Source organism: Actinokineospora sp. HUAS TT18 (assembly GCF_051364635.1).
GTDB lineage: Bacteria > Actinomycetota > Actinomycetes > Mycobacteriales > Pseudonocardiaceae > Actinokineospora.
Genome location: NZ_CP195645.1, coordinates 5,158,599 through 5,184,766 on the forward strand (window position 1 = coordinate 5,158,599; position 26,168 = coordinate 5,184,766).

The window sequence follows — 26,168 nt, forward strand, 5'->3', positions numbered from 1 at the left end:
ACCGGGACGCGCCCGGCGATGCCACACAAAGCTATTGAAACGCTGTTACATAACAGTGTAATCTTGCGGTCGTGAACACCATCGCCCTCACTGACGCCAGCCGGGTCATCGCCGGATCCGTGCTGTTGACCATCGTCGGCATCGAGTTCGGCGGCTGGTACCTCATGCGCATCGTGCGCGGCAAGGAGAAGCTGACCGACTTCCAACAGCGCTTCGCCCGCGCGGGCCACGCGCACGCGGGGGTGCTGGTCACGCTGGCGCTGGTCTGCCTCGTGCTGGCCGACGCCGCCGGGCTGACCGGCGCCCTCGGCTGGCTCGCGCGGATCGCCGTCCCCCTGGCCGCCCTGCTGATCTCCGGCGGCTTCTTCTTCTCGTCGATGGGCCGCGGCGAGGTGACCAGGCCGAACAAGCTCATCGCGATGATCTGGACGGGCGCTCTCTCGCTGGCCGTCGGCGTCGTGTCGATCGGCTTGGGCCTGCTTACGGCAGCCAGTTGACCTTGCCGCGCAGCAGCGAGTAGCCGACGAAGGCGACGAAGTCGAGCAGGGTGTGGGCGAGCACGAGCGGCCAGAGCCGGTTGGTGCGCTGCCAGACCCGGCCGAAGACCAGACCCATGATCACGTTGCCGATGAACCCGCCGAACCCCTGGTAGAGGTGGTACGACCCCCGCACGATCGCGGCGGTGACGAGTGAGGCGTTCTCCCGGAAGCCCAGGTGCCGCAGCCTGCTGATCAGATAGCCGACGACGAGCATCTCCTCAGCCCACGCGTTCCCCGCCGCCAACAACGTCAGCGCGATCGGCCGCCACCAGGTGTCATCCAGCGTGGACGGCGCGACGGCCAGGTTGATTCCCAGCGCGTGGCCGAGGAGGTAGAGGCCGAGTCCGGGGACGCCGATGAGCGCGGCGAGCCCGACACCCGCCGCCGCGTCCTTGCCGATCCGGGTCCGATCAAGCCCGACGGCGGCGAGGCGCATGCCGGAGCGGTAGAGCAGGTAGGTGCCGAGGGCGCCCCAGGCGACGAGGCGGATGACGCCCAGCAGCTGCTTGGCCAGGTCGATCAAGCCCGCTTTCGCTTGCGGGACGTTGATGGCCACCGTCTGATCGGCGAGCGCGACAGGCTGCAGGAGCGCGTCGACCAGGGAAAGCAGGCTGTAGAGCCCGGACAACCCGAGCGTCACCGCGAAGACGATGACCAGCTCGATCCAGACCAACCGCCGCTCGCCGGGGTCCTGGATCAGGTCGTCGCCGGGACGCTCGGGGGCCAACCAGGCACGCAGTTTCGCCACCCGGGAAACCTAGCCGCGTGCCGCCAGGAACGGGCAGCCGACCAGTCGGCGGAGTTCGGCCCCGAGTTCGGCCGCCGTGCTCACCGGCCGGGAGAACGCCAACCGGATGTCGTGGTCCGCGTCAATCGCCTCCACCCGCAACCGCAGGCCGAAGCGGTCCAACCCCAACGGCCGCAGATGCCCGCCCCGCAGCTCATCCGGCAAATGCCGGGCCAAAGCGCCGACGACGTCCGTGTGGGAGATCTCCAGGTGCCGCAGCCACCCCGCCTCATACTCGGCGAACGGGTCCGGCGTCGCGGCCGTGAACTCCTCCAGCCCCACCGGGTGTGTGCTCTCCCCATCCGCCAACACCATCGACGCGGGCGCCAACAGCAGCAACGTGCTGCCATGCCCGACGTCCAGCAACCGCGGATCCGGGCGGTCCTCGGCCACCAGAACAGCCTGAGCCCGAGCCTCGTCCGCACTGAGCGCACGAAGCCACCCAGTTATCCACAACAGCCCACGCACCGGTTCACGCAAAGGCACAGGAGCCTGGTCGGCGAGTTCGACCATCGTGGCGACCTCGCCGCGCGGGGCCTGCCAGGCGGCGCCGACCAGCGGATGGTCGTCGGCCAGGAGGACGGACACGGTGCCGTCGCCGTGGAGGTGGTGCAGGACGGGGACGACCTTGTCGGTGGCGCCCGACGGGACGAGGGTGGCCCGTCCGCCGTGGGTGGCCATGGTGCGGGCGCGTTCGGCCGGGTGCGGTGCCGGTGGGCGCTGACTGCTCACGACTCGACCTCCTCAAGTTAGGTCACCCTAACTTCCCCGTGCCGCTTGTGGGAAGCCACACACCGCATATTCCACGAACTGGCTACAGTCGCCCCCGATCACCACCTGATCGGAGGACCCATGAGCGAGCTTGCGAGGGAATCAATGTCACAGTGCGCCGGCGAACGCCACCGAGCGTGCGAGGTGGTCTGTTGAGCAAGCGTGAGGCTCCCGCACTGGAGCCGCCGACGGACATCCCGGCGATGGAGGACCCGCACACCGCCGCGGCGTTCCGGTCGGTGCGGACGCCGCTGCTGGGGCTGCCCGCCGCGGCGATGGCGCTGGGCATCCCGGCGGTCACACTGGGGCTGGCGGGCGCGGGGTGGGTCCTCGTGGCGCTGCTGGGGATCGCGGCGCTGGCGTTCCTGCTGGCCGCGGTGCTGACGTTCGTCATGATCGGGTCCTGGGTCGGCCCCGCCGCGAAGCTCCTGCGGACGCAGTCCTGGCGCGAGGCCACCGTCAAGGTCTACCGGCCGGGCAAGGGTCTGCCGAAGTCCAAGCTCGCGGTGAAGGACGGCGACAAGACGATCAACCTTGTGGCCAACGCGCTGCCGTGGGCGGCCCAGCAGGTGCTAGCCCGCACCGGTCGGATCTGGCTGGTCGGCCCGGACGACCGGGGCAACGCGGCGATCCGCTCGACCGGGCTCGCGCTGCCCCTCGGCCAGGCCAAGATGACCACCGAGAAGGTCGCCGCGGGCTACGAGATCAACGTCGTGCAGGACGACCCGGTGCGCGTGCCGATCGCCGCGTCGGACGCCGTGCTGGCGCACACGACCGCGACCCCACGAAAGCGGTCCCGGACCGACGTGGTCCTGCCCGCGCTGCTGATGGTGTTCGCGCTGGTCATGGTGTTCGACCTGTTCAGCCGCGACCTGCGCGCCGACCAGGCTCCGCTGGTCATCGGCGTGCTCGTCGGCACCGCGGCCATCGCGGGGCTGCTGGCTTGGCGGATCGCGAAGCTGCGGCACTGGTCCACTGTGGACAAGCTGCTGGCTGTGGGCCCGTGGAAGTCGGTGCCGGTCTCGGTTCACGGAGAGGCGCTGAAGTGCGCGGGCCGGGCCGTCACTTTGCGCAAGGGCGCCAAGGAGTTGCGCGCCAACGCGGTGGCGACTGGGCAGCTGTGGATCGCGGGACAGCCCCGCGGCACAGTGGCCGTGGGGCTGCCCGGCTATCCGTTCCTCAGCGTCGCGGAGTTCGAGGACTAGGACCAGTCCGGGCCGCGCTTGGCCCACGACCAGGCGTAGCGCGCGTCCTCGCTCTCCACGCCCGCCTCGCCGAGTTCCAGCGGGCGGAAGGTGTCGATCATGACGGCGGTCTCGTCGAAGTAGTCCGCGCCGATCGACGCCTCCGCCGCGCCCGGCTGGGGGCCGTGGGTGAAGCCGCTCGGGTGCAGCGACAGCGACCCGATCTCGATGCCCGAGCCCTTGCGGGCCTCGTAGTTGCCGCGCACGTAGAACATCAGCTCGTCGGAGTCGACATTCGCGTGGTTGTACGGCACCGGGATCGACTCCGGGTGGTAGTCGACCTTGCGCGGGACGAACGAGCAGACCACGAAGTTGGGGCCCTCGAAGGTCTGGTGCACCGGCGGCGGCTGGTGGACGCGGCCGGTGATGGGCTCGAAGTCGCGGATGTTGAACACCCACGGGTACAGGCAGCCGTCCCAGCCGACCACGTCGAACGGGTGGTTGGCGTAGGTGAACCTCGTCAGCCCCGCGCGGTGGCGCACGAGGACCTCGACGTCCTCGCCGTCGACCAGCAGGGGCTCGGTCGGGCCGTGCTGGTCGCGCTCGCAGTAGGGCGCGTGCTCCAGGAACTGGCCCTTCTTCGACAGGTACCGCTTGGGCGGGCCGATGTGGCCGCTCGCCTCGACGGTCAGCAGCCGCAGCTCGTCGTCGGGGACGACGCGGTAGGTGGTCGAGGTCGGGATGACGAGGTAGTCGCCGTCCTCGACGCGGAGGGCGCCGTAGATCGTCTCGACGGTGCCGGTGCCGCCCTGGCAGTAGAGCAGCTCGTCGCCGACCGCGTTGCGGTACAGCGGGCTGGGCTCGGTGGCCACGACGAAGCCGATGACGACGTCGGGATTGCCCATCAGCGTCCGCCGGGACGTCACCGCGTTCGCGCCGGACCACTTGAGGTCCTGCGAGCGGAAGGCGCGGGGCTTGAGCGGGTGGTTGGCCACCAGCGGGCCGCGGAAGTCCTCCACGACCTCGGCGTTGACGATCGCCGTCGGCAGGTGGCGGTGGTAGAGCAGCGCTGAGTCGGACGAGAAGCCCTCTACGCCCATGAGCTCTTCGGCGTAGAGCTTCCCCTCCGGGGAGCGGAACTGGGTGTGCCTTTTAGGGGGGATTTCCCCCACCCGGCGGTAGTACGGCATTGCTCCTCCGAGCGTCCGCTCTGCGGACATCTTTGTTCAGTTGCCGATACACTACTAGCGTGTCAGCCGTGTCAAGCGCCGTTCCTCTCCCAGCGCCCGGTCCCCGAGGCATTCCGCCGCTGTTCGCGCGGCTTGTCGACGACGCCGCCCTGTTCCCACCGGGCAACGCCGCCATGCCTGACGCGGTGCGAATGCACCTCGAAGGCCGCGACGGTGACCACGCGGGGGTGATGGGCGTCTTCTTGTGTCAGGCGTCACGTCTCCCCGAGCTGATCACCGAGCTCATCAAGGCCAAGCCTGCCAAGCCGGTAGCGCTCTCGCTCGTCATCGACACCGGCCTGGGCGGCGTGCCCAAGGCCCTGTCGATCGTCGAGTCGCGAGCCGAGCTGCTGGCGCTGCGGATGGTCGAGATGCCCGCGCCCGCCGACGTCGACGACGTCTGGCTGGAGCGGGTCAACGAGTTCGTCCCGGAAGACGTCATCCGCGTGGTCGAGCCGCGCCGCGGCGGCCCTGAGTGGCTCGAAGGCATCCGCCGGGTGGTCGAGCACGGCAGCTGGCCGAAGATCCGCTGCGGCGGCCTCAGCAACGAGCAGTTCCCCAGCGTTGACGAGGTCGCCGACTTCCTGTCGGTGATCAGCGCGGGGGAGGCCTCGTTCAAGGCGACCGCGGGCCTGCACAACGCCGTCCGGCACGTCGACCACGAGACCGGGTTCACCCACCACGGCTTCCTCAACCTGCTGGTCGCCACCGCGCGCCTGCTGTCGGGCGGCGACGTCCGCGAGGCCCTGTCGATCACCGACGGCGCCGCGCTGGCCGAGGAGGCCAAGGGCCTCACCGACCAGGCCGCGCACGCCGTCCGCGCGGTGTTCGGCTCGTACGGATCGTGCTCGCTGACCGAGCCGGTCGAGGATCTCGAAGAACTGGGACTGCTGTGACGAGCTGGATCGACGACCCCGCCTTCGCCAAGGACCGCCCCTTCGGCCCCCAGACGCTGCCCTACGGCGTCCTGGACGGCCACGGCGTCGCTGTGCGCGTCGGCGACCACGCGCTGCCGCTGCGGCCCATCGCCGCCGCATTCGGCGACCTGGCCGACCTGGTCGCCGCCGACAACCTCAACCCGCTGCTCGCCGCCGGTCGCCCGACCTGGTCGACGCTGCGGGCACGGCTGACCGAGTTGGTCACCGCCTCGGCCGCGCCGAACGGAGCCGTGCTGCTGCCGCTGGCGGACGTGCGGCCCGTGCTGCCGTTCACCGTGGGCGACTACGTCGACTTCTACTCGTCGCGCGACCACGCGGAGAACGTCGGCAAGATGTTCCGCCCCGACGGCGACCCGCTCCTGCCCAACTGGACCCACCTGCCCGTCGGCTACCACGGCCGCGCGGGCACGGTCGTCGTCTCCGGCACCGACATCGTGCGCCCGCACGGCCAGCGCAAGGGCCCGACCGACCCGGCGCCGGTGTTCGGCCCGAGCGTCCGGCTCGACATCGAGGCCGAGATCGGCTTCGTCTGCGGCGGCCCGGTGGCCGGTCAGGTGCCGGTGTCGGCGGCCCCGGACCACATCTTCGGCGTCGCGGTCGTCAACGACTGGTCCGCGCGCGACATCCAGGCGTGGGAGTACGTGCCGCTCGGCCCGTTCCTCGGCAAGTCCTTCGCCACGTCGATCGGCGCCTGGATCACCCCGCTCGAGGCGTTCGCCGCGGCCAGGGTCGACGTGCCCTCGCCGGGCCACGCGCGGCTGGACTACCTGGTCGAGGAGCAGTCCTGGGGCCTGGACATCCGGCTGGAAGTCGAGTGGAACGGCACGGTCGTGTCGCGCCCCCTGTTCGCGGGCATGGCCTACTCGTGCGCGCAGCAGTTGGCGCACATGACCGTCAACGGCGCCACCGTCCGCCCCGGCGACCTGTTCGCGTCGGGCACCGTGTCCGGCCCGGAGAAGCACCAGCGCGGCTCGTTCCTCGAACTGAGCTGGGGCGGCAAGGAGCCGATCACCCTCGACGACGGCGCCGAGCGCACGTTCCTGGAGGACGGCGACACGGTGTCCATCGCGGCGACCGCGCCCGGCCCGGACGGCTCGATCGTCGGCCTGTCGGCGGTCGTCGGCACGATCGTGAAGGCCACCTGATGCCTGGAATCAGATCGGCGGGCCCGATCGTCCGACCCGCGGGCGCGGCCAAGGAGAGTTCCCTGACCCTCGACCGGGGCCTGGCGCTGCTGCAGGCCGTCGCGGACTCCGACACCGAGGCCCCCACGATCAGCGACCTCGCCAACGCCATCGGCGCGTCCCGGGCAGCCGTGTACCGGCTGTTGGTGCCGCTGCAGGCGCGCGGGCTGGTGCGGCGGGAGGGTTCGCGGGTGCGGCTTGGCCTGGGGCTGCTGCAGTTGGCGGCCAAGGTCGCTCCGCAGTTGCGCATCGCGGCTCTTCCGGCGCTTCGCGCGTTGGCGGAGGAAGTCGGTGCCACCGCGCATTTGACGGTCGCGGACGGCGATGAGGCGCAGGCGGTGGCGGTGGTCGAGCCGTCGTGGACGGCGTATCACGTCGCGTATCGCGTCGGGACCCGTCACGCACTGCACAAGGGCGCTTCGGGGAAAGCCATTGGGCTGCGGTCGGACGAGCAGGGCTGGGTCGGGTCGACCGGGGAACTCCAGGCGGGCGCCCACGGCATCGCGGCTCCCGTGCTCGGCGTCGCGGGCCTGCGGGCGAGCGTGGGCGTGGTGACGTTCGAGGCGCTGGACGGCGCGACGGTCGGGCCGAAGGTCATCGCCGCCGCCGCCGCGGTGGCGGACGCACTGCGCTGATATTTCGCAGGCTGAAACGCGGTCATGCGATGGGGTGAACCACGCCGCGAACGGCACCGAGCGGGCCCGTTTTCCTTACCGTGTAAGGAATGGGAGAACGACACCGCGCGGTGGCCCGCGAACTGGGCATGATGTTGAGGGAACAACGGAACGCAGCCGGGCTGACACTGGTTCAGTTAAGCGCCAGGGTCGGCCACCCGGTGCCCACCCTGTTCCGCATGGAGACCGGGGAACGGGGAAACACCTCCGAGGTCGACGTAGTTCACTATCTCGCTGCGTGCGGCGCGGGACGCAGGGAAGTCCGTCGGCTGACGGATTTCTTCCGTGAGGTCCGCGATCAGCGCGGATACTGGATCTGCCCGAACAGCCAATGGATCTCGGATTCCCTGCGATCCCTGATTCTCCACGAGGCGACCGCTGACCGTTTCGCGAGCTACGATCCCGAAGTAATCCCGGGACTGCTGCAAACCGAGCCTTACATTCGCTCCCTGTTCGCGGACTTCGATCTGCCCGACGACGAAATGGATGCGCTTGTCGACATCCGGGTCGAGCGCCAGCGGATCATGTTCAGGCAGAATCCCGCCAGGTTCACCTTTTTCATCCATGAGCGCGTGCTGCGCATGGCGCTAGGTGACTGTCAGATCATGACCGAGCAGTTGCGGATGTTGCTGATGTTCGGTGAGCACCGGCACATCGGCATCCGGGTCGTCCCATCGGCCGCTCGGGGCAAAGTACTCTTCGGCGGCACGTTCAAATACCTAGGCTACCGGCGGCACAAGCCGCTTGTCTGCCTCGATGCGACGATGGGCACCTTGTTTCTCGAGGATCCCAAGTATGTCGATCCGTTCCGTGCGCTTCTCCCGAACATAGCGAACGTCGCGCTGCCTGTGGGAGAATCGCGGGCGCTCATCGCCAAGCTGGCCGATGAGTACGACCGCGCGGAAGGCAACTGGGATGACGAGCGGCGGGTGGCGCAAGAGCAGCCATAGCACCAATCCGCAGGGCAGTTGCGTCGAAGTTCTGCTCAGCGGGTGGCGCAAGAGCAGCCATAGCACCAATCCGCAGGGCGACTGCGTCGAAGTCCTGCTCACCGATCGTGCCGTGGCCGTCCGCGACTCCAAGAACGCGGACGGCCCTTTCCTTGCCGTCGCCGCCCCCGCATGGGCGGCGTTCGTCACCTCGTTGACCGACTAGGACTCGGCGGCAAGTACCGTCTCCCCGGCATCAAATTTCTGGGGAGAAATCAATGAAGCGCTGGTCATGCCTCGTGCTCGCGGCCGCCCTCGTGGCCTGTCAGCCCACCGCGGAACCCGCGGCACCACCGCCAACCGAGCCCACCATCTCCGACGCGCCGTCCAAGCCCTTGCCCCGCCGCTTCCTGCCCGGCGCGGTCAAGCCCGGCACCAAAGCCAAGCCCGGCGAGCCGCTCACCATCGAGGCGCAGACCACGGGGGAGAACGGGCTGGTGTCGATCACGGTCACCGCGATCGAGGAGAAGAAGTACTCGCTGATCAAGACCTACGAGCGGACCGAGGGCCTGATTCCCTACTTCGTCCGGCTGACCGTCCGCAACGAGTCCGACCGGGACATGTCCGACTTCCTGCCCATCAACATCCGCTTCGGCCTCCAAGACAAGCTGACCCCTGCCTGGGACACGTTCAACCCGCCGCTGCGTCAGTGCGCGAATCACACCAAACCAGCGACAAACAGCCTCCCTACCAAGGGTGCCGCTTACGACCTGTGCTTCGTCGTGCTCTCGAAAGCGGGGAACCCGGTCGTGGACGTCCAGTACAACGGCCCGTACTACAACGAGAACCCGCTGATCTGGGCTCCTTAGAAGATCGCCTGGTACGCCGCCACCAAAGCGAAACCGGCGAACACCACGCCCGCCACCCGCTGGATCAAGTGCGGCTTGATCCGTTCGGCGATCTTCTTGCCCAACAGCACCGCGATAGCCGCCACCGACACCAAAGCCGCCCACGCACCCAGACCGACCCACACCGGCTCGGCGTACCGCGCGCTCAGCCCGGCCGTGGCGATCTGCGACGCGTCGCCCCACTCGGCGGCGAACAGGACGCCGAACGACGTCAGGGCCGCGCGCCAGAAGGAGACCGCGACGGTTGGGCCTGCCTCATCGATCTCGTCCTCGCGGTTGGAGAAGCCCTCCCGCAGCAGCAGCACGGCGCCGATCGCGAACAGGACCGCGACGACCGCCGCCACCACCCGTTCAGGTAACAACGTCAGCACCCCGCCGAATGCGGCGGCGATCACACACTGCACCGCGAAGGCCGCGCTCACCCCCGCGAACACCGGCAGCGCGCGGTACCGCGTGGTGAGGATGAGGGTCGCCACCAGGGTCTTGTCGGGCAGCTCCACGACGAAGACCAAGGCGTAGGCGGACAAGAAGGCGATCAGTGCTGTTCCCACGACCAACCCTAACCGGGACCTAGGTCCCGGGCAGGCGGGACCGGGGCGGGTGGCGTCCCGCGTCACAGTGAAACAGGCTGGTCAGCGTGGACGTACTCGATCTAGCGCGGTGGCAGTTCGGGATCACCACCGTCTATCACTTCCTCATGGTCCCGCTGACGATCGGCCTGTCCGTGCTCGTCGCCGGGATGCAGACGGCGTGGGTGCGGACCGGGGATCCCAAGTACCTGCGCATGACGAAGTTCTGGGGGAAGCTGCTCCTGATCAACTTCGCCATGGGGGTGGTGACCGGCATCGTCCAGGAGTTCCAGTTCGGGATGACCTGGAGTGAGTACTCGCGGTTCGTCGGCGACGTGTTCGGGGCGCCGCTCGCGATGGAGGGCCTGGTCGCGTTCTTCGTCGAGTCGACGTTCCTGGGGCTGTGGATCTTCGGGTGGGACCGGCTGCCGAAGAAGGTCCACTTGGCCTGCGCGTGGGCGTTCAGCCTCGCGACGATCGCCTCGGCGTACTTCATCCTCGCCGCCAATTCGTGGATGCAGCACCCGGTCGGCGTGGAGCTCGTGGACGGGCGGCCGCGGCTGACGTCGATCTGGGCGGTGCTCGGCAACAACACCGCGCTCACCGCTGTGCCGCACACCGTCGCCGGGTGTTTCGCCGTGGCGGGGGCGTTCCTGGTGGGGGTCGGGGCGTGGCACCTGTGGCGGAACCGGGGCGACGAGCCGGTGTGGCGGGCGTCGGTCAAGCTCGGCGGGGTGGTCGGCATCGTGGCGTTCGCCGCGCTCGCCGGCACCGGGGACCTGCAGGCCAAGCTCATGTTCGAGCAGCAGCCGATGAAGATGGCCGCCGCCGAGGCGCTGTGTGAGACCGAGCAGCCCGCCGGGTTCTCGGTCTTCGCCGTGGGCGACGTCGCCAGGCCGGACTGCGACAACGTCAAGTCCATCACCGTCCCGGCGCTGCTCTCCTTCCTGGCGCACAACGACTTCACCACCGAGGTCCGCGGCATCACCCAACTCGTCGGCGAGTACCAGGAGAAGTACGGCACCAACTACCCCGTCGACGAGCGGCTCGGCGAGCTGTCGGGCAAGCCCATCGACTACGTCCCGATGCTCCCGGTCACCTACTGGGGTTTCCGCCTCATGATCGGCCTCGGCGCGCTGTCGGCTGGGGTCGGCGCGGCCGTGCTCTGGTTCACGCGCAAGGGCAGGCTGCCGCGCGGACGCTGGTTCCCGTGGCTGGCGCTGTCCGGGATCGCGCTGCCGTTCGCGGCCAACAGCGCGGGGTGGATCTTCACCGAGATGGGACGGCAGCCGTTCGTCGTGGCGCCCAATCCGTCCGGTGTGGACGGTGTGTGGCTGTTCACCGCGCGCGGGGTGTCGGGGCTGGCGGCCGGTGAGGTGCTGACGTCGCTGATCGTGCTGACGCTGCTCTACGGCGCGCTCGCGGTGGTCGAGGTGTTCCTGCTGGTCCGGTACGCGCGCGGTGGGGTCGCGGCCGTGATGCCGGAGAAGAAGGCCGACGAACCGAGCGACACGCTCGCGTTCGCGTACTGAGGAGCGGGGAATGGATCTCGCGGTCGTCTGGTTCTGTGTGATCGCCTTGCTGTGGCTGGGCTATCTGTTCCTGGAGGGCTTCGACTTCGGCGTCGGCATGCTGTTGCCGGTCCTCGCCGAGGACGACACCGAGCGCCGGGTCATGATCAACACGATCGGGCCGGTATGGGACGGCAACGAGGTGTGGGTGATCGTCGCGATCGGCGCGACCTTCGCCGCGTTCCCCGAGTGGTACGCCGCCCTGCTCAGCGGCGCGTACCTGCCGCTGCTGCTGGTCCTGGTCGGACTGATCGGCCGCGGCGTGGCCTTCGAGTACCGCGGCAAGGTCGACTCGGCGCGGTGGCGGCGGCGGTGGGACCGGGTGATCGTCGTCGGGTCGTGGATCCCGGCGCTCGGCTTCGGCCTGCTCATCGCCACGACCGTGTTCGGCCTGCCGCTCGACGCCAACGGAAACCGGGTCGGCTCGGTGTTCGCCGCCGTGCGCTGGGAAACGGTGCTCGGGGCGATCGCGTTGGCCGGGTTCGCGCTCGTGCACGGCGCGGTGTTCCTGTCGCTGAAGACCGACGGCGACATCCGGCTGCGGGCGCGGCGGCTGGCCGGGCGCATCGGCCCGTACGCGCTGCTGCCGCTGGGCGGGCTGCTGGTGTGGGCGCAGGTCGAGGCGGGTGCGGTCTGGACGTGGGCGGCGGTGGCGGTCGCGGTGATCGGCGCGGCGGTGGCCTTCGAGCGGATCGACCGCGGCCGGGAGGGGCAGGCGTTCGCCGCGCTCGGGGTGGTCATCGCGGCGTCGGTGGTCGCGCTGTTCGGATCGCTCTACCCGAACGTGCTTCCGTCCACTCTGGACTCGGAGTTCTCGCTGACGGTCGCGGGCGCGGCGTCGAGCCCGTACACGCTGGGGGTGATGAGCTGGGTCGCGCTGTTCGGCACGCCCGCCGTGCTCGTCTACCAGGGCTGGACGTACTGGGTGTTCCGCAAGCGGGTCAGCGCCGCGCACATCCCGGCGGTGCACGCCCCATGAATGCGCTTCGGGTTCTCTCGCCATCGGCGCGGCGGGCTCTGGTCCTCTGTGGACTGCTCGCCGTCGCCGCGGCGGCCGCCGCGGTCGGGCAGGCGTGGGCCATCGCCGCGGCGATCACCGGGTCGGGCACGCTGGGCTGGCTCGCGCTCGCGGTGATCGCCCGCGCGCTGCTCGGCTGGGCGACGCAGGTCGTGGCCGCCCGCGCGGCGGCCGGGGCCAAGGCGGAACTGCGGGCGGTGCTGCTCGACCGGGCGATGGCGGCGGGACCCGAATGGGTCACCGCGCGCGGCCCCGGGGAGCTGACCGCCCTGGCCACCCGCGGCCTCGACGCGCTCGACGCGTACTTCGGCACGTTCCTGCCCGCCCTGGTCACCGCCGCCGTCACCCCGCTGGGCGTCGGCGCGGTCATTCTGTTGGTGGACTGGCCGTCCGCGCTGGTCGTGGCGCTGACCGTGCCGCTGATCCCGCTGTTCGCCATCCTGATCGGCCGCTACACCGAGGACCGCGTCGGCGACGCCGCGGCGGCGGACGAACGGCTGTCCGGTCATCTGCTCGAACTGGTGCGTGTCCTGCCTGTGCTGACCGCCTTCGGCCGGGCCCGCGCCCAGGCCGAGGCGGTCCGTCGGACATCGGAGGCGCACCGTCGGAACACACTCGGCGTGCTGCGGGTCGTGTTCACCTCGGCGCTGGCGCTGGAACTGATCGCGACGCTGTCGGTGGCGCTGGTGGCCGTGGTGATCGGGTTGCGGCTGGTGTCGGGGGACCTGCCGCTGGTCGTGGGCCTGTTCGTGCTGGTCGTGGTGCCCGAGTGCTACCTGCCGCTGCGCGCGGCGGGGGCGGCGCACCACGCGGCGGCCGACGGGATGGAGGCGGTCCGGCGGGTCGCCGAGGTGCCGGAGGTGCCGCCCGGTGGGGGTCGGGCGGTGTCGGACTTCGCCGAGCTGCGGGTCGAGGGCCTGCGGGTCGCGCGGCGGGACGGGTTCGCCCCGGACGGGGTGTCGCTGGTGGTGCGGCCCGGCGAGGTCGTGCGGCTGGACTCGCCGAGCGGCAGCGGGAAGTCGACGCTGCTGGCGGTGCTGCTCGGGTTCGTCGCGCCGACGTCGGGGGACGTGCTGGTGGACGGGGTGCCGCTGGCCGAGGTCGACATGTCGACTTGGCGGCGGCTGATCGGGTGGGTGCCGCAGCGGCCGGTGTTCGCCGAGGCCGTGGTCGCCGACGAGGTCGGGCCGCACGACCCGGCCCTCGCCCGCGACCTCGCCGCCGACGCGCTGCTGAGCAGGCGGGTCGCGGACCTGTCGGCGGGGGAACGGCAGCGCGTCGCGGTGCTGCGGGCGCTGGCCCGGCCGGGGGTCCGGCTGCTGCTGCTCGACGAGCCGACCGCGCACCTCGACCAGGCCACCGCCGCTCAGGTGATGTCGGTGGTGGCCAAGCGGGGGATCGCGGCCGTGCTGGTGACGCATCGCGCGGCCGAGGTGCCGGGTGAGGTGACCGCGGCGGCGACCGTCGAGGTCGCGGACGGCGTCGAGGGCGCGGGGGCGCCGCTGCGGTCGCTGCTGACGCCGCGGACGGTGGGGGGAGCGGCGCTGGGGGCCGCGGCGGTGCTGTGCGGGATCGCGTTGACCGCGCTGTCGGCGTGGCTGATCGCGCGGGCCGCGCAGCAGCCGCCGATCCTGGCGCTGTCGGTCGCGGTGGTGGGGGTGCGGACGTTCGGGCTGGCCAGGGCCGGGCTGCGCTATGTCGAGCGGCTCGTCACCCATGACGCGGCGTTCCGGGCGGCGACCGAGTCGCGGGTCCGGCTGTGGTCGGCGCTCACGGGGTTCACGCGGCCGGACGAGGGCCTGCGGCGGCTGGTCGACGACGTGGACCAAGTGCGGGATCTGACGCCGAGGGTCGTGGTTCCGCCAGTGGTCGTCGGGGTGGTGGCGGTCGCGGCGGTGGCCGTGCAGACGGCGATCCTGCCGGTCGCCGGGCTGGTCCTGGCGGTGGCGGTCCTCGTCGCGGGCTTGGGGGGACCAGCGCTGACGTCGCTGGCCGAGCGTCGGGCGACGGCTCGGCTGGCCGAGGGGAAGCGGGACCTCGCCGCGCGGGTGCTGACCCTGCTCGACGGCGCGGCCGACCTCGTCGCGTTCGGCCGGGACAAACGTTTGCGCACGGCGTTGACCAGGGCGGACGCCGAACTCACCGCGCGCGCCCGCAGCCAGGCGTTCGGCGCGGGAGCCGGGTCCGCGCTGATCACCGCGGCGCTGGGGCTGGCGGCGGTCGTGAGCCTCGGACTCGCGGGCGGGCTGAATCCGGTCCTGGTGCCGGTCGTGGCGTTGGTGCCTCTCGCGCTGGCCGACGCGCTGCTGTTGCTGCCGCCCGCGGTCAGCCACCTGGCCCCGCTGCGTGCCGCGCAGCGGAGGACTACATCGCTCGTCGCGCGCCCGTCGACCGTTCGCGTCTCCGAGAACTGCGTGATCACCGGCGACCTGAGGTGGCCTGGGGCGAGCACGCCCGCGGTGCGCGGAGTGGAGCTGGAGCTGCCTGCGGGCGCTCGGGTCGCCGTGGTCGGGCCGTCGGGGGCGGGGAAGTCGACGCTGATCGCGGCCCTGCTCGGCTTCGTGGGCGACGCGAGCAGGCCCGCCAAGGTCGCTTGGTGTCCGCAGGACCCGATGCTCATCGCGAGCACGGTGCGGGAGAACCTGCGCCTGGCCGCTCCCGCGACCGACGCCGAGATGCTCGCCGCACTGCGCCAGGCGGGTCTGCCGGACCTGCTCGACGCCCAGGCCAAGACGCTGTCCGGCGGGGAAGCACAGCGGGTGTCCCTCGCCCGCGCGCTGCTGGCCGACGCCGACCTGCTCCTGCTCGACGAGCCCACCGCACACCTCGACCGAGCCAGTGCTGATCAGGTGTTGACCGCGATCCACGGGGTGCGCGCGACGGTCGTGCACGTGACGCACAAGCCGGAGGAGGCCGCGCTTGCCGACTTCGTGGTGGAAGTGCGCGAGGGCCGGGCCCGGGAGGCGGCTTACCATTGACCATCGACCCAAGCCTTGCCGCGCGCACCCTCACCGCGTCGACGGAGATCGCCACCGCGGCGCTTTCCGGCGACGATCCGGCGGCGGTGCTCAGCCTCGTCGTCCGCAGCGCGGCCGCGTTGGCGGAGGCTGATCTCGGGCTCGTCATGGCTCGGGCTGACGATGGCTCGCTGACTGTCGAGGCCGCGCACGGAGCGCAGGAGCCGATCGGCCTGACCCTGTCATCGCGATCTTCGGCGGCACGGGTCGCGCGGGCTGGGGTGCCGATCGTGGCCGACGACGTCACCACGGATCCCCGGACGGCGCCGTACGTACCGCGCGAGTTGCGGGGCTACGGGCCGTTCGCGGCGGCGCCGTTCGGGACTCGGGAGCGTCGGCTCGGCGCGCTCACGGTGTACCGGCGCAAGGGGGCGGCGCTGTTCACCCCGGCGACGGTGGACGTGCTGACGGCGTTCGCTGCGCAGGCCGGGCTGGTGCTGGTTCTCGCCGAGGGCGCCACGGCTCGGCAGCGGGTTGATCTCTACGAGGAGCGCGAGCGGATCGCACGCGATCTGCATGACGTGATCGTCCAGCGCCTCTACGCGGCCGGGATGCAGCTTGATCTGCTGGCCCGCAGGCCGTCGAAGAAACTCGCCAAGGCCGATGCGACCCGGTTGTCGGACGCCGTCGACCAACTGGACGCCGCGATCGCTGACGTTCGGGCTGTTGTTCGGGCTCTGCGGCAGCCCGACCCGGAGCCGCCGACCGCGCTTTCCGAGTCGGCCCGGGCTGAGGTCGGCACCGCGCGGGAACTGCTCGGGTTCGCGCCCAGCCTGGACATCGCTGGTGACGTCGACGGCATCCCCGCCGCCACCGCCGACAACACCCGCGCCGCGCTGCGGGAGGCGTTGTCCAATGTGGTCCGCCACGCGGGCGCCCTGCGCGTAGCCGTCCACTTGCGGCGAGACGGCGATCGGTTGCGGCTGACCGTCGCCGACGATGGCTGCGGCATCCCCGAAGGCGTGACGCAGCGCGGACTGAAGAACCTCAAGGAGCGCGCCGAACAGGTCGGCGGGACGTGCGCGGTCCGGTCGTCGCCGCGGTCGGGGACCACGGTGACCTGGGAAGTGCCTGTGGCATGATCCCCCGGTCACCGAACTGGGGAGTGCGGTCATGTTCTATCTCGGTGGAGTCACGGGGTTCGCGATCCTCGCGCTCTGGATCTTCTGCGTCGTCGATGTGATCACCACGCCGGAACTGTCGTGCCGGAACCTGCCCAAGATGGGCTGGGTCCTGCTCGTGCTGCTGTTCCCGCTGGTGGGGTCGATCGCCTGGCTCGTCGCGGGTCGCCCGCAGCAGGCCGGCCGGACCTATAGCGCCTACGAGCGGCCCAGCCCGCGGTTCCCGGAGTACGACCGCCCCGGCCGGTTCGCCGCGGGCGACTCGGCCTCCGACGAAGAGTTTCTGCGCCGCTGCCGCGAGCGCGCCGAGGAACAGCGCCGCAAGGGCCGCGAATCCGGCTAGTGATCACGTTTTGCGACCCAGGCTACGGCCTGGGTTCGGCGCTGCATTCCTAGTTTTGCCAGCACACTGGTCACGTAGTTCTTGACGGTCTTCTCCGCCAGGAACAGGCGTTCGCCGATTTCGCGGTTCGACAAGCCCTCGCCGACCAGTGTCAGTACCTCGCGCTCGCGTTCGGTCAGGCCCGCGAGGTCGTCCGGCCGCCGCATCCGGTCGAGTACCCGGGCCGTGGTCACCGGGTCCAGCAGGGATCGGCCCGCCGCGACCTCGCGCACGGCGGTCACCAAGTCCTGCCCGCGCACCTGCTTGAGCAGGTACCCCGCCGCTCCGGCCATGATCGCCTCGACCAGCGCGCGCTCGTCGTCGAACGCGGTCAGGACCAAGCAGGCGGGGGCGGGCTTCAGCGCGCGCAGGGATCGGCACAGGTCAACGCCGTTGCCGTCGGGCAGACGAACATCCACGACGGCCACGTCCGGCCCGGTCGCCGTGGCGCGGACCATCGCCTCCGCGACCGAGCCCGCCTCGGCGACGACCTCGATGCCGTCCTCGCCGTCGAGGAGGTCGCGCAGGCCGCGGCGGACCACCTCGTGGTCGTCCACCAGCAGCACCCGAATCATGGGTCAGAGCTTACGGAGCCTGACCCGGCTGATCCGGTGGTCCGAGCCCTTCCGCAGCACCAGCGTGGCGCGTGGCCTGGTCGGGAGGATGTTGTTGATCAGGTTCGGCTCGTTCGTCCGCTTCCACAGCCGCTGGCCCTCCTCCTGCGCCTGCTCGTCGGTGAGCGCGGCGTAGTGGTGGAAGTGGGAGGCCGGGTCGGCGAACGCGGTGCCGCGGAAGGCCAGGAAGCGGTCGATGTACCAGCGTTCGATGTCGTCGGGGTGGGCGTCGACGTAGATCGAGAAGTCGAACAGGTCGGACACGGCCAGGCGGGGGCCGGGCTGCAGGACGTTCAGGCCCTCGACGATCAGGATGTCCGGCTTGCGCACGACCTGCTCTTCGCCGGGGACGATGTCGTAGGCCAGGTGCGAGTACACCGGGGCGCGGACCTCGTCGGCGCCCGCCTTGACCTCGGCGACGAAGCGCAGCAGGGCGCGGCGGTCGTAGCTCTCGGGGAAGCCCTTGCGGCTCATCAGGCCGCGGCGGATCAGCTCGGCCTTGGGGAACAGGAAGCCGTCCGTCGTCACCAGGTCGACGCGCGGGTGGTCGGGCCAGCGGGCCAGCAGGGTGCGCAGCAGCCGGGCGGTGGTCGACTTGCCGACCGCGACGCTGCCCGCGATGCCGATGACGAACGGGACCTTCGACGCCTCGTGCACGTCCTCGCCGAGGAACGCCGTGGTCGCCTCGTACAGCCGCTGGCGGGCCGCGACCTGCAGGGAGATCAGCCGGGACAGCGGCAGATAGACGTCGACGACCTCTTCAAGGTCGACCGGGTCGCGCAGGCCGCGCAGCTCGACCAGCTCGTCGAGGGTCAGCGGCAGCGGGGTGGACTCGCGCAGCTGCCGCCACTGCTCACGGCGGAGTTCGACGTACGGACTCAGCTCGCGCACCCGCGCCATGTCCGACTCCCTGCCGTAGAAGGACCTAGGCGACAAGGTAGGTGGTCGTAGGGGGTTTCCGCTGTGACGGATTACACCGTTAGTGGGACAGATCGTGTGGTGCACATGACGGCGAAGTGAACCGCACATCTGTGGTAGGTGTCCCGAACGATCACCGGTCGCCGAAGACCTCGTCCCACGCGGCGGCCACCTGACGTGCGCAGACAGCCGGTTCGACGTGGCCGACGCCGGTGCCGAGGCCCGGCATGGCGATGCTGCGCACGGCCGTGCGCACCGGGGTGCCGTCCTCCAGCGTCGCGTCGCGCCACAGGCGGAACACCGCGCGGGCGGCGAGGAACGGGTGGACGGTGTCGGGCGGGAGCACGGTCGACGGCTCTCGCATGGTCGGCGCGCTGATCAGCCACGGGGGACGCCGGACGCCGGTGGGCACGACCAGCGCCTCGCCCACGGGCAGCTCGCCGCCGTGGTAGGCCAGCACGGCGCTGCGGACGCTCTGCTCGACGGTGGGGAACGACTCGGCGTAGGCGGCGTCGACACCGCCGCGCATCCAGCCGTAGGAGTTGGCGGGCGAGACCACCGCGTCCGCCCCGGAGTCCACAATGGACCCGCGCAGCACGCGCACCCGGTCCCGGCCGGACGCCACGCTCGCCCAGGCCGCGGCGAGTTCGTCGCTCACCGCGCAGAGCACCAGGTCGAGCACAGTCACGTCCGAACGCAGGTCGGTGGCCGTCCCTGTCTCCGAATCCGCGCTCACACCGCCAGCATGGCAGCACTATTGCCGCTGGGTAACCGCCATTTGGCATGCACCACATCCGGCCAGCCGGGCGCCGCCGCCGCCGCGTACCGTGGGCGCGTGCCGAGAACCGCCTATTTCGGACCGCAGGGCACCTTCACCGAGCAGGCCGCCCGCGGTTTCGACGAGCGCGCCGAGCTGGTGCCGCTGCCCACCATCCCCGAGGCCGTCGCCGCGCTGCGCGCCGGGGACGTCGACTTCGCCTGCGTGCCGATCGAGAACTCCGTCGAGGGCGCGGTGTCGGCGACCATGGACACCCTCGCCGTCGCCGAGCCCGTGGTTGCCGTCGGCGAGTACGTCCTGCCGATCCGCTTCTCCCTGCTCGTGCGCCCCGGCGCGGTCGCCGCCGACATCAAGACCGTGGCCAGCCACCCGCACGCCCTGGCCCAGGTGCGCACCTGGCTGGGCCGCCACCTGCCCGACGCCCGCCAGCTCGCGGCCACCTCGACCGCCGCCGCCGCGGTGGGCGTCCTCGACGGCGAGTTCGACGCCGCGATCACCGCGCCCGTCGCCGCCACGCACTACCCGCTGACCGTCCTCGCGGGCGACCTCGCCGACGAGCCGGACGCCGTCACCCGGTTCCTGCTGCTCACCCGGCCCGGCAAGATCCCGGCGCCGACCGGCGCCGACCGCACATCGGTGATCGTCATCGTCGCCCACCGGCCGGGCGAGCTGGCCGCGATGCTCACCGAGCTGGCCCTGCGCGGGATCAACCTGTCGCGGATCGAGTCCCGCCCGCTGCGCGCCCGCTTCGGCGAATACCGCTTCTACCTGGACTTCGACGGCCACGTCAGCGAGGCGCGGGTGGGCGACGCGCTCGCCGCGCTGCACCGGCGCAGCCAGGAAGTCCGCTTCCTCGGCTCCTATCCGAAGGCGGACGGCGCCGCGTCGGTCGCCGCACCGGGCACACTCGACAGCGACTATGACGCGTCGGCGGCGTGGATCGCCACGCTGCGCGGAGAGGAGCCCGGGTGAGTCTGCGGTTGATGTTGGTGAGACATGGCGAGACGTCGGCCAACGTTAAGCACGTGCTCGACTCCCGCCCCCCAGGACCGCCGCTCACCGAACTGGGCCGCAGGCAGGCCGCCGCGCTCGCCGACCGGCTCGCCCACGAACCCATCGTCGCCATCTACGCCAGCACCGCGATCCGCACCCAGGAGACCGCCGCGCCGCTGGCCGAGGCCCACGGCCTGCCGGTCGTCGTGCTGGAGGGCGTGCACGAGCTGCAGGTCGGCGACCTGGAGGGCCGCAGCGACCAGGACGCGCTCACCGCGTTCGGCGAGGTCTTCCTCCAGTGGACCGCGGGCGACCTCACCCCGTCGATGCCGGGTGGCGAGTCGGGCGAACAAATCCTCGATCGCTATCTGTCCGCGATCGACAAGATTCGCGCCGACCATCCCGACGGAATGGTGATCGTCGCCACCCACGGCGGCGTCATCCGACTCGTCGCCGAATACCTCTCCGACAACGTGGGTCCGCAGCTCGCGAATGCCGGGCTCATCCCCAACACCGGGCACGTGTTGTTGCAGGCCACCGACCCCGGATGGCACTGCGTCGAGTGGACCGGCGTCGAAATTTAGCCACCATCGGCTAATTCGGGCGAGGATTGTCGGCCGGTCGGTCTAGGGTCCGATCAGGTGTCCGTAGAGGACGCCTCGAAAGCGTCTCAAAACAGCAACTGACCCAAAGACACATGGAGACAGCCATGCCCCCCTCCGCGTCCCAGGTCGCGGTGCACGCGGAGGCGCTGGTGAAGACCTACGGGTCCACCCGCGCCCTCGACGGCGTCGATCTGGAGATCCCCTCGGGGACGGTGCTGGGCCTGCTCGGCCCGAACGGCGCAGGCAAGACCACCGCCGTGCGCATCCTGACCACCCTGCTCAAACCCGACTCCGGCACCGCGTACGTCGCGGGCCACAACGTCATCACCGAGCCGGACGCGGTCCGGCGGGCCATCGGACTGTCCGGCCAGTACGCCGCCGTCGACGAGAACCTGACCGGCTACGAGAACCTCTACATGGTCGGCAGGCTCTACGGCATGAACCGGTCCGACGCGGGCGCGCGCGCCAGGGAGCTGCTGCGGCGGTTCCGCCTGGAGGAGGCCGCCGACCGGCCGTCGAAGACCTACTCCGGCGGTATGCGCCGCAGGCTCGACCTGGCGGGCGCGCTCGTCGCGGAGCCGACGGTCGTCGTCCTGGACGAGCCGACCACGGGCCTCGACCCGCGCGGCCGCATGGACACCTGGGAGGTCATCGGCGAGCTGGTGGCCGACGGCGCCACCGTGCTGCTCACCACCCAGTACCTCGAAGAGGCCGACCAGCTCGCCGACACGATCCTGGTGATCGACCGCGGCAAGGTCATCGCCACCGGCACCGCCGACCAGCTCAAGAACCAGGTCGGCGGCGAGCGGCTGGAGATCGTGGTCGGCGACGCGGGCGAGCTGCCCAAGGCCGTCGAGACGCTGGCCGCGGTCGGCGCGGGCGAGCCGACCGTCGACGACCACCAGCGCCGGGTCACCGTCAAGGTCGACACCGGCCCGAAGGCCCTTGTGGAGGCCCTGCGCAGGCTCGACCAGGACAGCGTGACCGTCCTCGACGTCGCGCTGCACCGGCCGACGCTCGATGACGTGTTCCTGTCGCTGACCGGCCACTCGGCCGAAGACGAGCCCGCGGCCGACCCGAAGGCCAAGCGCGGCAAGAAGGGGGCTTCCCGATGAGTGTGATCACCGCGAACGCCCGCGACAGCGGCGTGCTGACCTGGCGCAACCTGATGAACGTGCGCCGCCAGCCCGACCTGCTGCTCGGCGCCACGCTGCAGCCGATCATGTTCGTGCTGCTGTTCGCCTATGTCTTCGGCGGCAGCATCGGCGACAACCCGGACGCCTACCGCGAGTTCCTGATGGGCGGCATCTTCGCCCAGACGGTGGCGTTCAACTCCGCGTACACGACGCTCGGCATGGCCGCCGACCTGGAGAAGGGCGTCATCGACCGGTTCCGGTCGCTGCCGATGTCCCGGGCCGCGGTGCTGCTCGGGCGCACGTTCTCCGACCTGGTGGTCAGCGCGATCGGCCTGGTCGTCATGTCGGTCTGCGGCCTGATCGTGGGCTGGCGCATCCGCGGCAGCTTCATCGACGCCGTGCTCGGCTTCGCGATCCTGCTGCTGTTCTCCTTCGCGATGTCGTGGATCGGCGCGTGGGTGGGCATGCTGTCCGGCAACGTGCAGGTCGCGCAGAGCGCGGGCTTCATCTGGATGTTCCCGCTGTCGTTCGTGTCGTCGGCGTTCGTCTCGGCGGCGTCGATGCCGGGTCCGCTGAAGGTCATCGCCGACTGGAACCCGGTCACCGCGGTTGCCGACGCGGCGCGCGAGCTGTTCGCCAACCCGCGTCCCGGCATCCTGGGTGCCTCGCGCGACAGCTGGCCCGCGCAGAACCCGGTGCTGTGGGCGGTGCTGTCGTGCGTGATCATCCTGGTGATCTTCATGCCGGTCGCCGTCGCGAAGTACCGCAAGGTCGCCAGCAAGTAGTCACGCCGGTCTGGTCACCGTGTCGACCTCGGCACGGTGACCGGCCAGCGCGAACCACACCCAGGCGGCCAGCAGGAGCTGCACGGCCCCGGAGATCGCGAACACCGCGCGCGTGCCGAACTGCGCGGCGAGCAGCCCGCCGAGCAGCGCGCCGACCGGGATCGCGCCCCACACCGCGGTACGCCACACGCCCAGGACCCGGCCGAACAGGTGGTCCGGCACCAGCGCGTGCCGCAGGGTCCCGAGGATCACGTTCATCACCACGACCGCCGCGGCGAACACGCCGAACAGCAGGCTCGCCGCCGCCGGGTCGGCCGCGGTCGACATCGCCGCGAACGCCAGCCCGCAGGTCACGATCGCCCCGGTGAACACCGTTCGCCGCGACAGCACCTGGCTCAGCCGCGGCGCGAAGAACGCCCCGATGATCCCGCCTGCCCCGCCGACCAGCGCGAACACGCCGAACCCCGCCTCGGTGAGGCGGATGTCCTGCAGCGCGTAGAGCACCAGCAGCGCCTGCGCCAGCTCGGTCGCCAGCGCCATCGCCGCGGCGAACACCGCCAGCCGCACCATCAGCGCGTTGCCGCGCAGCCACCGCACACCTTCGCCGAGCTGCGCGCGCACCGACGGCACCGGCCCGGTGACCGCGGGCCGGAATCGGCCGTGGATGGCCACCAGCAGCACCGCGGCCACCGCGAAGCCCACCGAGTTCAACAGGAACGGCATCGCCGCGAAGACCACGAAGGTGAAGCTGCCCAGCGGCCCGCCGAGGAACGTCTGCCCGACGATCTCGACCGCCTGCAGCTTCCCGTTGGCTGACTCCAGCCCGTCACGGTCCACCACCGCGGGCACCAGCGCCTGCGCGGCGTTGTCGGCAATGGTCTCGACCACTCCAAGAATGAGCGCGGTCACGTACAGCAACCAGATCGTGGTCGCGTCGGCCAGCACGAGCAGCCCGAGCGCCCCGACGATCACCGCCCGCGCCGAGTTGGCCAGCAGCATCGCCCGCCGCCGGTCCACCCGGTCGATCAACACCCCGCTGAGCGAGGCGAACAGCAGCCACGGCAGGAAGGAGACCGCGGACAACCCCGCGATGAGCACCGGATCCCTGGTCAGGCTCGCGGCCAGCAGCGGGAAGGCGACCTTGCCGATCCCGTCCCCGAGGTTCGACAGCGCACTGGACCCGAGCAGCCAGCGAAGGCGGTTGTCCTTCCCCACCCTGCCGCCCCCCACCGGCGCGATGGGTAATCGCGCCGAACCCGTTCCCGCCATGCCAGGGACGCTACTGACGGTGTGCGCGCGATCACTACCTCCGAACGGGCGTTGTCCCGGCTGGGCGGCCCAGCCGCTCCTCCACGCGCACCAGTCCCGCTCGGTGAATGACTGAACGTAACCCGCTCACCGGACACCCGCGACTCGGATCAGCCGCAGACCAGCTTCAGTTCGAGCCTGCCGCCGGGGGCGTCGCCGCCCTGCGGCCGGAACGTCGTCGTGATGGCGAGGTTCGGCTTCTTCACGGTGTACTCGCCGGGCAGCAGCGTGGCGTTGAGGTCGAGGCCCGCGTCGGTGACCCGGACGGTCGACTTGTCCGCGCCGAACGTGACGACCACGGAGGCCGCCTCCGGCGCGGAGACCTTCACCGTCGAGCCGCCGCACTCACCGGTCACCGCGGAGTTGACCTCGCCGAGTCCGTCGATCACCAGCGACATCGTGCCGCGCGCCGGTCCCGACAGGGCCGCGGCCTGTCCCGCGATCGAGTTGGGGTCGACGGAGGCGGTGATCGACGGGCGGGTGGACGGCGGGGGGAGCGCGGTGGCGGCGGGCACGGTCGTGAGCGCCGGGTCCGACGGCGGCGGCGCCACCGACGGCGTGCCGGTCACGCTCGGGTCGGGCGTGTCCCCGGCCGGGGTGGTGCACCCGCCCGCCGCCAGGAGGACCCCGGCGGCGAGCAGGCTCACGCGAGTGATCACGGGACGGTCACCGTCCGGCAGCCCAGCACGGTGTCGCCCGCGGCGATGCCGAGGTCGACGCCGCGCACGCACACCTGGTGGGTGCCGGGCGCGACCGCGCGGGTGTGGTCGAAGCCGTGGTAGGTCCCGAACCGGCCGTAGCCGTTGGCGAGGTCGGGCCGGTTGACCGAGGCCCAGCCCATGTCGTAGGCGACACCGTCGATGAGCAGGTGCGCCGGGGACTGGTTGGGCGCCAGCTCGGACTCCATGACCCAGCCGGTGACCCGGATGGCGCCCGCGCTCGGCGTCACCGCGTCGAGCGAGCCGAACGGCTTCTGCGGCACGTCGAGCGCCTTGCAGCCGAGGAACGCGTTGGCGTCGCCGTAGCTGACGTTGATCCCGTACGCGCAGACGTTGTACTTGCCGCCCGGCACCGGGTAGGTCGCGTCGAAGCCGTGCGCGGAACCGTAGGCGGGGAAGTGCTGGCCGATGTCGGGCCGGTTCACCGCCGACGGGCCGAGGTCGAAGCCGCCCGCGCCGATGTAGAGGTGGGTGACAGCGGGACCGGTGGTGTCGGGGTCGATGACCCAGCCCTGGGACCGCAGCACCATCTTCGCCGGGTCCAGGCCCGCGACGTCGAACGAGCCGAACGGGTTGTGCTCGGCGGGGCGCGGGATCCGGCCGGACGGGAACAGCTTCTGCACCACGCGGGTGACCGAGGTCTTGGTGTGCTCCCAGCCGGGGCCGGTGCCCTCCTGGCCGAGCACGTTCACGATGTAGCGCGCGTCGGCGCCGACGATGCCGGTGGAGTGGATCGTGCGCACGTCGTTCATGCAGCACATCCAGCCCTGCTTGACGCCGATGACGCCTTCGCCGGGGAGCCCGTCCGGCAGGCCCATGCGCTGGTAGAAGCCGTCGGTGCCGTTCGGCGTTGAGGCGCGCAGCTGGGCGATCATGTAGTCGATCAGAAAGCTCGGCAGGCCGCCCGCGCCGCTGATCATGCGCTGGTAGTACAGGGTCATGTCGAACGAGGTGACCTGGGTCAGGCCCCACCACGGCGCGCTCGCGGGCGGCTGGATCTCGTTGAGCCCGTAGCGGCTCTTGATCCGGGTGACGATCGACGGGCCGCCCTTGCTCGACCAGAACCGGCTCGCCGCAGGGTCGTCCGAGGAACGCAGCATGACGCTGAGCTGCTGCCAGTCGTAGTCGGACAGCACGAACTCGCCGCGCCACGCGCGGTACAGCACGTCGTCCGCGATGAACAGCTTGACCAGCGACGCCGAGCCGAACCGGGCGTGTGCCATGGACCCGTTGTCGCGGTACTCGCCAGTGACGCGGTCCATGTAGGAGATCGCCACCGTTGTGTTGCGGGCGCTCGCGTCGGCCCATGCCTCCTGCACCCGGACAGCCATGTCCTCGTGGTGTGCTTCGGCGGGTCCGACGACGACTAACGTGGCGCTGAGTGCGGCGATGGCGCCGACGATCTTCAGCCAGGTCTTCTTCACGTGTGCCTCCCCCAGGAGCTTTGTGACAGGGGTGAGACTGGCATATCGGCGATCGGACCGTTACCTT

The 26,168-nt window shown here is 70.9% G+C and carries 27 protein-coding genes; 17 read left to right on the top strand and 10 right to left on the bottom strand.

Annotated elements, in window-relative coordinates; genetic code table 11:
- Nucleotides 1-71 precede the first annotated feature (71 nt).
- Nucleotides 72-497 (top strand): hypothetical protein, encoded by a 426-nt coding sequence (locus ACSHT8_RS23675; protein WP_436493091.1) that lies wholly within the window; start codon nucleotides 72-74, stop codon nucleotides 495-497.
- On the opposite strand, the gene ACSHT8_RS23680 is transcribed toward ACSHT8_RS23675, so the two are convergent.
- Both ACSHT8_RS23680 and ACSHT8_RS23685 read right to left on the bottom strand, forming a co-directional pair.
- On the bottom strand, nucleotides 481-1,287 hold the full coding sequence (locus tag ACSHT8_RS23680; RefSeq protein ID WP_436493092.1) for a CPBP family intramembrane glutamic endopeptidase: 807 nt from the start codon (nucleotides 1,285-1,287) through the stop codon (nucleotides 481-483). The two genes, ACSHT8_RS23675 and ACSHT8_RS23680, sit on opposite strands and share 17 nt — an antisense overlap.
- A gap of 9 nt (nucleotides 1,288-1,296) precedes the next feature.
- The gene (locus ACSHT8_RS23685; protein ID WP_436502160.1) at nucleotides 1,297-2,007 is read right to left on the bottom strand and encodes a DUF2470 domain-containing protein; all 711 of its coding nucleotides are present in this window, start codon (nucleotides 2,005-2,007) and stop codon (nucleotides 1,297-1,299) included.
- A gap of 242 nt (nucleotides 2,008-2,249) precedes the next feature.
- Here ACSHT8_RS23685 and ACSHT8_RS23690 point away from each other — a divergent pair, with 242 nt between their 5' ends.
- Nucleotides 2,250-3,302 carry a hypothetical protein gene (locus tag ACSHT8_RS23690; RefSeq protein ID WP_436493093.1) on the top strand — a complete coding sequence of 351 codons (1,053 nt, stop codon included), beginning with the start codon at nucleotides 2,250-2,252 and terminating at the stop codon, nucleotides 3,300-3,302.
- Here ACSHT8_RS23690 and ACSHT8_RS23695 read toward each other — a convergent pair.
- Nucleotides 3,299-4,471 carry a homogentisate 1,2-dioxygenase gene (locus ACSHT8_RS23695; protein ID WP_436493094.1) on the bottom strand — a complete coding sequence of 391 codons (1,173 nt, stop codon included), beginning with the start codon at nucleotides 4,469-4,471 and terminating at the stop codon, nucleotides 3,299-3,301. The genes ACSHT8_RS23690 and ACSHT8_RS23695 overlap by 4 nt on opposite strands.
- A gap of 68 nt (nucleotides 4,472-4,539) precedes the next feature.
- Here ACSHT8_RS23695 and ACSHT8_RS23700 point away from each other — a divergent pair, with 68 nt between their 5' ends.
- From ACSHT8_RS23700 to ACSHT8_RS23725, 6 genes are all read left to right on the top strand, one after another.
- Nucleotides 4,540-5,406, top strand: a complete 867-nt coding sequence (locus tag ACSHT8_RS23700) for a hypothetical protein (protein ID WP_436502161.1) — start codon at nucleotides 4,540-4,542, stop codon at nucleotides 5,404-5,406.
- Complete coding sequence (gene fahA, locus ACSHT8_RS23705; RefSeq protein ID WP_436493095.1) at nucleotides 5,403-6,593, top strand: fumarylacetoacetase; 1,191 nt, start codon at nucleotides 5,403-5,405, stop codon at nucleotides 6,591-6,593. Before ACSHT8_RS23700 ends, fahA begins: the two co-directional genes overlap by 4 nt.
- Nucleotides 6,593-7,267 carry a helix-turn-helix domain-containing protein gene (locus tag ACSHT8_RS23710; RefSeq protein ID WP_436493096.1) on the top strand — a complete coding sequence of 225 codons (675 nt, stop codon included), beginning with the start codon at nucleotides 6,593-6,595 and terminating at the stop codon, nucleotides 7,265-7,267. Before fahA ends, ACSHT8_RS23710 begins: the two co-directional genes overlap by 1 nt.
- Before the next feature lie 89 nt (nucleotides 7,268-7,356).
- Nucleotides 7,357-8,256 carry a helix-turn-helix domain-containing protein gene (locus ACSHT8_RS23715; RefSeq protein ID WP_436493097.1) on the top strand — a complete coding sequence of 300 codons (900 nt, stop codon included), beginning with the start codon at nucleotides 7,357-7,359 and terminating at the stop codon, nucleotides 8,254-8,256.
- Nucleotides 8,222-8,461, top strand: coding sequence for a DUF397 domain-containing protein (locus tag ACSHT8_RS23720; RefSeq protein ID WP_436493098.1), 240 nt, complete (start codon nucleotides 8,222-8,224; stop codon nucleotides 8,459-8,461). Before ACSHT8_RS23715 ends, ACSHT8_RS23720 begins: the two co-directional genes overlap by 35 nt.
- A gap of 52 nt (nucleotides 8,462-8,513) precedes the next feature.
- On the top strand, nucleotides 8,514-9,104 hold the full coding sequence (locus tag ACSHT8_RS23725) for a hypothetical protein (RefSeq protein WP_436493099.1): 591 nt from the start codon (nucleotides 8,514-8,516) through the stop codon (nucleotides 9,102-9,104).
- On the opposite strand, the gene ACSHT8_RS23730 is transcribed toward ACSHT8_RS23725, so the two are convergent.
- Complete coding sequence (locus tag ACSHT8_RS23730) at nucleotides 9,101-9,694, bottom strand: TMEM165/GDT1 family protein (RefSeq protein ID WP_436493100.1); 594 nt, start codon at nucleotides 9,692-9,694, stop codon at nucleotides 9,101-9,103. The genes ACSHT8_RS23725 and ACSHT8_RS23730 overlap by 4 nt on opposite strands.
- A gap of 86 nt (nucleotides 9,695-9,780) precedes the next feature.
- On the opposite strand from ACSHT8_RS23730, the gene ACSHT8_RS23735 reads away from it, so the two are divergent.
- The 5 genes from ACSHT8_RS23735 to ACSHT8_RS23755 are packed head-to-tail and all read left to right on the top strand — an operon-like array spanning nucleotide 9,781 to nucleotide 16,782.
- Nucleotides 9,781-11,244, top strand: coding sequence for a cytochrome ubiquinol oxidase subunit I (locus ACSHT8_RS23735; protein WP_436493101.1), 1,464 nt, complete (start codon nucleotides 9,781-9,783; stop codon nucleotides 11,242-11,244).
- Nucleotides 11,245-11,254: 10 nt separating this feature from the next.
- Nucleotides 11,255-12,262 carry a cytochrome d ubiquinol oxidase subunit II gene (gene cydB, locus ACSHT8_RS23740; protein WP_436493102.1) on the top strand — a complete coding sequence of 336 codons (1,008 nt, stop codon included), beginning with the start codon at nucleotides 11,255-11,257 and terminating at the stop codon, nucleotides 12,260-12,262.
- Entirely contained in the window at nucleotides 12,259-15,279 is a 3,021-nt protein-coding gene (gene cydD, locus ACSHT8_RS23745) for a thiol reductant ABC exporter subunit CydD (protein ID WP_436493103.1), read from the top strand. The genes cydB and cydD overlap by 4 nt, the downstream gene beginning before the upstream one ends.
- A gap of 2 nt (nucleotides 15,280-15,281) precedes the next feature.
- Complete coding sequence (locus ACSHT8_RS23750) at nucleotides 15,282-16,400, top strand: histidine kinase (RefSeq protein WP_436502162.1); 1,119 nt, start codon at nucleotides 15,282-15,284, stop codon at nucleotides 16,398-16,400.
- Between the two features lie 31 nt (nucleotides 16,401-16,431).
- Complete coding sequence (locus ACSHT8_RS23755; protein WP_436493104.1) at nucleotides 16,432-16,782, top strand: PLDc N-terminal domain-containing protein; 351 nt, start codon at nucleotides 16,432-16,434, stop codon at nucleotides 16,780-16,782.
- On the opposite strand, the gene ACSHT8_RS23760 is transcribed toward ACSHT8_RS23755, so the two are convergent.
- The 3 genes from ACSHT8_RS23760 to ACSHT8_RS23770 form a co-directional block, all read right to left on the bottom strand.
- A complete protein-coding gene (locus ACSHT8_RS23760) occupies nucleotides 16,779-17,396 on the bottom strand; it encodes a response regulator (RefSeq protein ID WP_436493105.1) in 618 nt (205 codons plus the stop codon). The two genes, ACSHT8_RS23755 and ACSHT8_RS23760, sit on opposite strands and share 4 nt — an antisense overlap.
- 3 nt (nucleotides 17,397-17,399) lie before the next feature.
- Nucleotides 17,400-18,335, bottom strand: a complete 936-nt coding sequence (gene coaA, locus ACSHT8_RS23765; RefSeq protein WP_436493106.1) for a type I pantothenate kinase — start codon at nucleotides 18,333-18,335, stop codon at nucleotides 17,400-17,402.
- 151 nt (nucleotides 18,336-18,486) lie between these two features.
- Complete coding sequence (locus tag ACSHT8_RS23770) at nucleotides 18,487-19,089, bottom strand: macro domain-containing protein (protein ID WP_436493107.1); 603 nt, start codon at nucleotides 19,087-19,089, stop codon at nucleotides 18,487-18,489.
- Between the two features lie 99 nt (nucleotides 19,090-19,188).
- On the opposite strand from ACSHT8_RS23770, the gene pheA reads away from it, so the two are divergent.
- The 4 genes from pheA to ACSHT8_RS23790 all read left to right on the top strand — a co-directional run bounded on the left by pheA (nucleotide 19,189) and on the right by ACSHT8_RS23790 (nucleotide 22,650).
- Entirely contained in the window at nucleotides 19,189-20,103 is a 915-nt protein-coding gene (pheA, locus tag ACSHT8_RS23775) for a prephenate dehydratase (protein WP_436493108.1), read from the top strand.
- Nucleotides 20,104-20,114: 11 nt separating this feature from the next.
- Nucleotides 20,115-20,708, top strand: a complete 594-nt coding sequence (locus ACSHT8_RS23780; protein WP_436493109.1) for a histidine phosphatase family protein — start codon at nucleotides 20,115-20,117, stop codon at nucleotides 20,706-20,708.
- 125 nt (nucleotides 20,709-20,833) lie between these two features.
- The gene (locus ACSHT8_RS23785; RefSeq protein WP_436493110.1) at nucleotides 20,834-21,844 is read left to right on the top strand and encodes an ATP-binding cassette domain-containing protein; all 1,011 of its coding nucleotides are present in this window, start codon (nucleotides 20,834-20,836) and stop codon (nucleotides 21,842-21,844) included.
- Nucleotides 21,841-22,650 (top strand): ABC transporter permease, encoded by an 810-nt coding sequence (locus ACSHT8_RS23790; protein WP_436493111.1) that lies wholly within the window; start codon nucleotides 21,841-21,843, stop codon nucleotides 22,648-22,650. Before ACSHT8_RS23785 ends, ACSHT8_RS23790 begins: the two co-directional genes overlap by 4 nt.
- On the opposite strand, the gene ACSHT8_RS23795 is transcribed toward ACSHT8_RS23790, so the two are convergent.
- The 3 genes from ACSHT8_RS23795 to ACSHT8_RS23805 all read right to left on the bottom strand — a co-directional run bounded on the left by ACSHT8_RS23795 (nucleotide 22,651) and on the right by ACSHT8_RS23805 (nucleotide 26,101).
- Nucleotides 22,651-23,919: an MFS transporter gene (locus tag ACSHT8_RS23795; protein WP_436493112.1), complete on the bottom strand. Its 1,269-nt coding sequence runs from the start codon at nucleotides 23,917-23,919 to the stop codon at nucleotides 22,651-22,653.
- 149 nt (nucleotides 23,920-24,068) lie between these two features.
- The gene (locus ACSHT8_RS23800) at nucleotides 24,069-24,617 is read right to left on the bottom strand and encodes a hypothetical protein (RefSeq protein WP_436493113.1); all 549 of its coding nucleotides are present in this window, start codon (nucleotides 24,615-24,617) and stop codon (nucleotides 24,069-24,071) included.
- A complete protein-coding gene (locus ACSHT8_RS23805; RefSeq protein ID WP_436493114.1) occupies nucleotides 24,614-26,101 on the bottom strand; it encodes a hypothetical protein in 1,488 nt (495 codons plus the stop codon). Before ACSHT8_RS23805 ends, ACSHT8_RS23800 begins: the two co-directional genes overlap by 4 nt.
- Nucleotides 26,102-26,168: the final 67 nt, after the last annotated feature.

Excerpts from the sequence above, each read along its gene's own strand:
- ACSHT8_RS23685 (WP_436502160.1), bottom strand. The coding sequence starts at position 2,007 with ATGGCCACCCACGGCGGACGGGCCACCCTCGTCCCGTCGGGCGCCACC.
- ACSHT8_RS23695 (WP_436493094.1), bottom strand. The coding sequence starts at position 4,471 with ATGCCGTACTACCGCCGGGTGGGGGAAATCCCCCCTAAAAGGCACACC.
- ACSHT8_RS23710 (WP_436493096.1), top strand. The coding sequence starts at position 6,593 with ATGCCTGGAATCAGATCGGCGGGCCCGATCGTCCGACCCGCGGGCGCG.
- ACSHT8_RS23715 (WP_436493097.1), top strand. The coding sequence starts at position 7,357 with ATGGGAGAACGACACCGCGCGGTGGCCCGCGAACTGGGCATGATGTTG.
- ACSHT8_RS23720 (WP_436493098.1), top strand. The coding sequence starts at position 8,222 with ATGACGAGCGGCGGGTGGCGCAAGAGCAGCCATAGCACCAATCCGCAG.
- ACSHT8_RS23725 (WP_436493099.1), top strand. The coding sequence starts at position 8,514 with ATGAAGCGCTGGTCATGCCTCGTGCTCGCGGCCGCCCTCGTGGCCTGT.
- cydB (WP_436493102.1), top strand. The coding sequence starts at position 11,255 with ATGGATCTCGCGGTCGTCTGGTTCTGTGTGATCGCCTTGCTGTGGCTG.
- cydD (WP_436493103.1), top strand. The coding sequence starts at position 12,259 with ATGAATGCGCTTCGGGTTCTCTCGCCATCGGCGCGGCGGGCTCTGGTC.
- ACSHT8_RS23755 (WP_436493104.1), top strand. The coding sequence starts at position 16,432 with ATGTTCTATCTCGGTGGAGTCACGGGGTTCGCGATCCTCGCGCTCTGG.
- ACSHT8_RS23760 (WP_436493105.1), bottom strand. The coding sequence starts at position 17,396 with ATGATTCGGGTGCTGCTGGTGGACGACCACGAGGTGGTCCGCCGCGGC.
- coaA (WP_436493106.1), bottom strand. The coding sequence starts at position 18,335 with ATGGCGCGGGTGCGCGAGCTGAGTCCGTACGTCGAACTCCGCCGTGAG.
- ACSHT8_RS23780 (WP_436493109.1), top strand. The coding sequence starts at position 20,115 with ATGTTGGTGAGACATGGCGAGACGTCGGCCAACGTTAAGCACGTGCTC.
- ACSHT8_RS23785 (WP_436493110.1), top strand. The coding sequence starts at position 20,834 with ATGCCCCCCTCCGCGTCCCAGGTCGCGGTGCACGCGGAGGCGCTGGTG.
- ACSHT8_RS23790 (WP_436493111.1), top strand. The coding sequence starts at position 21,841 with ATGAGTGTGATCACCGCGAACGCCCGCGACAGCGGCGTGCTGACCTGG.
- ACSHT8_RS23795 (WP_436493112.1), bottom strand. The coding sequence starts at position 23,919 with ATGGCGGGAACGGGTTCGGCGCGATTACCCATCGCGCCGGTGGGGGGC.